Annotated in this window: 5 protein-coding genes; 4 read left to right on the plus strand and 1 reads right to left on the minus strand. The window is 61.4% G+C overall.

Features of this window, described 5'->3' with window-relative positions; genetic code table 11:
• The 4 genes from AUK77_RS07875 to AUK77_RS07890 form a co-directional block, all read left to right on the plus strand.
• A partial coding sequence (locus AUK77_RS07875) for a YccS/YhfK family putative transporter (RefSeq protein ID WP_296127951.1) occupies nucleotides 1-1,386 on the plus strand: 1,386 nt, incomplete at its 5' end.
• A gap of 186 nt (nucleotides 1,387-1,572) precedes the next feature.
• The gene (locus tag AUK77_RS07880) at nucleotides 1,573-3,270 is read left to right on the plus strand and encodes a GGDEF domain-containing protein (RefSeq protein ID WP_296127954.1); all 1,698 of its coding nucleotides are present in this window, start codon (nucleotides 1,573-1,575) and stop codon (nucleotides 3,268-3,270) included.
• Between the two features lie 137 nt (nucleotides 3,271-3,407).
• On the plus strand, nucleotides 3,408-3,890 hold the full coding sequence (locus tag AUK77_RS07885) for a GreA/GreB family elongation factor (protein WP_296127957.1): 483 nt from the start codon (nucleotides 3,408-3,410) through the stop codon (nucleotides 3,888-3,890).
• 34 nt (nucleotides 3,891-3,924) lie between these two features.
• Entirely contained in the window at nucleotides 3,925-4,158 is a 234-nt protein-coding gene (locus AUK77_RS07890; protein WP_296127958.1) for a DUF2789 domain-containing protein, read from the plus strand.
• Here the strand turns inward: AUK77_RS07890 and AUK77_RS07895 are convergent.
• Nucleotides 4,141-4,548 (minus strand): M48 family metallopeptidase (locus tag AUK77_RS07895; RefSeq protein WP_296127960.1); only part of this gene is annotated, 408 nt, incomplete at its 5' end. The genes AUK77_RS07890 and AUK77_RS07895 overlap by 18 nt on opposite strands.

The following is a 4,548-nucleotide window of genomic DNA, read 5'->3' on the forward strand; positions in this document are numbered from 1 at the left end:
TATAACGAGTTGGCCGAAGCGTTCTTCCACAGCGATGTGCTGTTCCGCTGCCAACGCCTGCTGCGTCTGCATGGCGAGGGGTGCCAGCGCTTGGCGCAGGCCATCGAACTGCGCCAGCCCTTCGAGTACCGCGCGCTGTGCCGACAAGCACTGGATGACCTGCACGACTCGCTGGAACACCTGCGCGTACAAAGCAATCCGGCCTGGCGTCATCTGCTGCGCTCGCTCACCGCGTTGTCCGGCAACCTGCGCAGCCTGGACGCACTGCTGGGCAATGCCAGTAACCCAGACGCCCTGGCTGAAGAGCAAGACAGCAGCCTGCTGGACCGTGAGCCACACTCATTGCGCGAGGTGTGGGAGCGTGTGCGCCTGCAACTGACGCCCACTTCATTGCTATTTCGCCACGCCCTGCGGCTGTCACTGGCGTTGGCGGCGGGTTACGGCGTGCTGCACTGGATTCACCCGACCCAAGGCTACTGGATTCTGCTGACCACCCTGTTTGTCTGTCAGCCCAACTACGGCGCCACGCGGCTTAAGCTGGTGCAGCGCATAAGCGGCACGGTGTTGGGCTTGTTGCTCGGCTGGGCGTTGTTCGACCTGTTCCCCAATCCGCTGCTGCAGGCGCTGTTTGCGGTGGTCGCCGGGGTGGCGTTCTTCGCCCTACGCAGCACGCGCTACACCCTGGCGACAGCAGCCATCACGTTGCTGGTGTTGTTCTGTTTCAATCAGGTCGGCGATGGCTACGGGCTGTTTATCCCGCGCTTGGTCGATACCCTGCTCGGCAGCCTGATCGCCGGGTTGGCCGTGCTGTTGATCCTGCCGGACTGGCAGGGCCGTCGCCTTAATCGCCTGCTGGCCAATACGCTGAGCTGCAACAGCCGCTACCTGCAGCAGATCATCGCGCAATATGCCAACGGCAAACGCGACGACCTGGCCTACCGCCTGGCGCGGCGCAATGCGCACAACGCCGATGCCACGCTATCGACCACTCTCGGCAACATGCTGATGGAGCCGGGGCATTTTCGGAAGGAAGCCGACATCGGCTTTCGCTTTCTGGTGCTCTCGCACACGTTGCTCAGCTACCTCTCGGGCCTCGGCGCGCACCGTGGCGAAACCAGCCTGAGTGGCCACGATAATCCCCTGCTGGTCAGCGCCAGTCAGTTGGCCGCCAGCCTCGACGAGATCGCCAACTGCCTGAACGATGAGCGCCCCGTGACCATTCACAGTGATGCCGAAGAACAATTAGCCATCGCACTGGAAAGCATCAGCGACAACCTCGACGATTCACAACGCTTGGTGCAAACGCAATTGGCCCTGATCTGCCGCCAACTCGGCCCACTGCGTACCCTGGCCTCACACCTGCAAAAGCGCCAACCTGAGGCGTAGCATCAGGCTGTACTGCACAACCGGCCACTATTGGCTAACGTATAGCGCAGGCTTTCTGCCAGTATGCCAACGCACGCACACCACTCTGGTCGCGCTATGCTCATCGCCAGAAACACAGCCATTGGATCGCTACCGATCAACTTAAGCAGACTGGTGCTCGTGTTCTGCCTGCTTCTGGTCATGCCCATGAGCCAGGCTGAAATACGCCTCGACGACCACACCTCGGCGCAAAGCCTCAATGATCTGGCCGATTACCTGGCCGACCCCAGCGGCACAATGACCCTGGCAGATGTACAGCATGCCGACGCCGACTTTCGTCATCGCCAGAACCTCAGCTTCGGTTACACCCGCGGGCCGGTCTGGCTCCGCCTAAAACTGCGCTCACACGCCGCGCATCCACGTAGTTGGCGCGTGGAGCTGGACTACCCCTCGCTGGATGAAGTGCGCCTGTACGATGTCGGGGCTGACGGTATACGCGAGTCACGCGCCGGCGATACCGTGCCCTACTCACAGCGCAGCGTCGGCCACCGCACGCCCGTGTTCGACATCCCCCTGCAACCTGGCGAGCAACGCATCCTGTACCTGCGCATCGCCTCGGCTGGCAGCATGACGTTGAGCGGCAGCCTGATGTCGCTCAGCGACTTCGAGCAGCACAGCCAACGCGGCTACCTGGTGCATGCGATCTACTGCGGCTTACTGATTGCCCTGGGTCTGTACAACCTTCTGCTATTTCTCGCGCTACGCGAGCGGCCCTTTCTCAACTACGTGCTGTTTATGGGCGCCTTTGCCCTCGGCGTACTGTCGCTCAACGGTCTCGGCGCGCAATACCTATGGCCGCAAGCGACGCCTTGGAGTAACCGCATGCTGCCCGTCAGCCTGACATTGGCCGCGCTTTTCGCGGCGATTTTTGCCCGCAGCTTCCTCGACACACGTCAGTGGCTGCCGCGCTGGGATCGTGTACTGGTCATGCTCTGCTTCGCGACCGCCCTGGCCGTTCTGGCCACCCTGCTGTTGCCGGTGCAGCGTGCCTTGCAGACCATGTCGCTGACCGGGCTCACCGTCACGCTCATGCTTCTGCTGACCAGCTTCGTCTGCGTCGGTTACCGCGTGCCAGGTGCCCGGTTGTTTGCCCTGGCCTGGATGATGTTGCTGGCAGGCGCTGTGCTGCTGGCACTGCGTAACTTCGCCATCATCCCGTCGAACTTCCTGACGCTCTATTCCATGCAAATTGGCTCAAGCCTGGAAATGATCCTGCTGTCTTTCGCCCTCGCCGCGCGCTTCAACGAGCTGAAACGGCAGCGAGAGGCTGCACTGCAAAACAACGAAAGGGTGCTCGAACAGCGGGTGGCAGAGCGCACCCAAGCACTTGAGGAGGCCAACCAGCGCCTCAGCGAGCAGGCCATGCGCGACCCGCTGACCGGCCTGGCCAACCGTACGGCACTGCAACAGCACCTGACCCAGGCATTAAGCCGCAACCAGCGCCGCCAGGAGCTACTGGCCGTGATGCTGATTGATCTGGACGGTTTCAAACCCATCAACGACCAATATGGTCACGGCTTTGGTGACCAGGTACTGGCAGAAGTCGCCCAGCGCCTCAACCTGTTCAAACGCGAGAGTGATTTAGCCGCCCGCCTGGGTGGCGATGAGTTCGTGATGGTCTGCGAAAACGTGCACTGCGCTGAAGCCGTCCAGCAGCTTGCCGAACGCCTGCTCGACCGCCTGAATCAGCCGTTGACCCTCGAAGGACACACCGTGCATGTCGCGGCCAGTATCGGCATTGCCCTGAGCCGCGACGAAGACGACACCACAACCCTGATTCGCCGGGCCGACGCGGCGATGTATCAGGCCAAAGCGGCAGGCCGTAACCGCACCCAGCTTGGCTGAGACCGCGCTAAAAGCATTCAGCGCGAGCACGGCGGCTACTTAGTGCCGCGGCGGTCGACCTTAATGGCGCACCCCGTTCAACTGCCCGCCCCGGTGCTTTTCCGCTACCCTGCACTCCTGCCCAGAAAGTGCCCGCTATGAACAAGACCGAACTGCTGCGACAGGTAATCGCCCGTATCGAAGATGACCTGCTGCAGGCCCAACAGGCCGCGCAAACCGCCTACGAAACCGCGACCCACGAAGAAAACATCGCCGAGAACAAGTACGACACCCTCAGCCTGGAAGCGTCCTACCTGGCCACCGGCCAAGCGCGCCGGGCAGCAGCCATTCGGCAAACATTGGCCCACTGCAAGCAACTGGTGTTGCGCGACTTTGACCCGCAGCGGGGCATCGCCCTCGGTGCGTTGGTCGAGTTGAGTGATGAGCACGGCGGCGTGCAACAACTGTTCCTCGCTCCCGAAGGTGCCGCCATGAAAGTACCTCACGAGAACAAGAACGTGCAGGTCATTGGCCCGCAGTCGCCCTTGGGCCAGGCCCTGCTCGGCAAACAGGTGGGTGACGAGATCAGCCTTCACCTGCCCAGCGGCATGCAACTGTTGGAGATTCTCTCGGTCGACTGAACAGGACATCACGTTCTGACTCAGGAGAATCCGCATGCATGCCACCGTTCAAGCGCTGCCCACACTGTTCCAACAACTGGGTCTTGAGCATGACCAGGCCAGCATCGACCATTTTATCCAGCAACATTCACCCTTGCCGGACGACTGTCGCCTGGCGGATGCGCCGTTCTGGGACAAGGCTCAGGCCGACTTTCTGCGCCAGCAACTGCTGGCCGATGCCGATTGGGTTGAAGTGGTGGACCAGCTCAACTTACTGCTGCGGGCCTGACAGCTCACCCGTGGAGCCGGGCAATTCACGCCAGGTCAGGTACACGCGTAGGTCAAACTCCAACTGGTGATAGCCGGGCAGCATGTACTCGCAGAGCTTGTAGAAAGCTTTGTTGTGCTCGGCTTCTTTCAGGTGCGCCAGCTCGTGCACCACGATCATCTGCAGAAACTCAGGGGCAGCGTCTCTAAACAGTGAGGCCACGCGAATCTCTTTCTTGGCTTTGAGTTTGCCGCCCTGCACCCGCGAAATGGCCGTGTGCAAGCCAAGGGCGCGGTGAGTCAGATCCAGACGGTTGTCGTAGAGCACCTTGTCGATGGCCGGCGCATTGCGCAGGTACTCCTGCTTCAGCCCCTGAATATAGGCATACAGCGCCTTATCGCTCTGGATCGC

Source organism: Pseudomonas sp. Ga0074129 (genome assembly GCA_001465025.1).
Lineage (GTDB): Bacteria > Pseudomonadota > Gammaproteobacteria > Pseudomonadales > Pseudomonadaceae > Aquipseudomonas.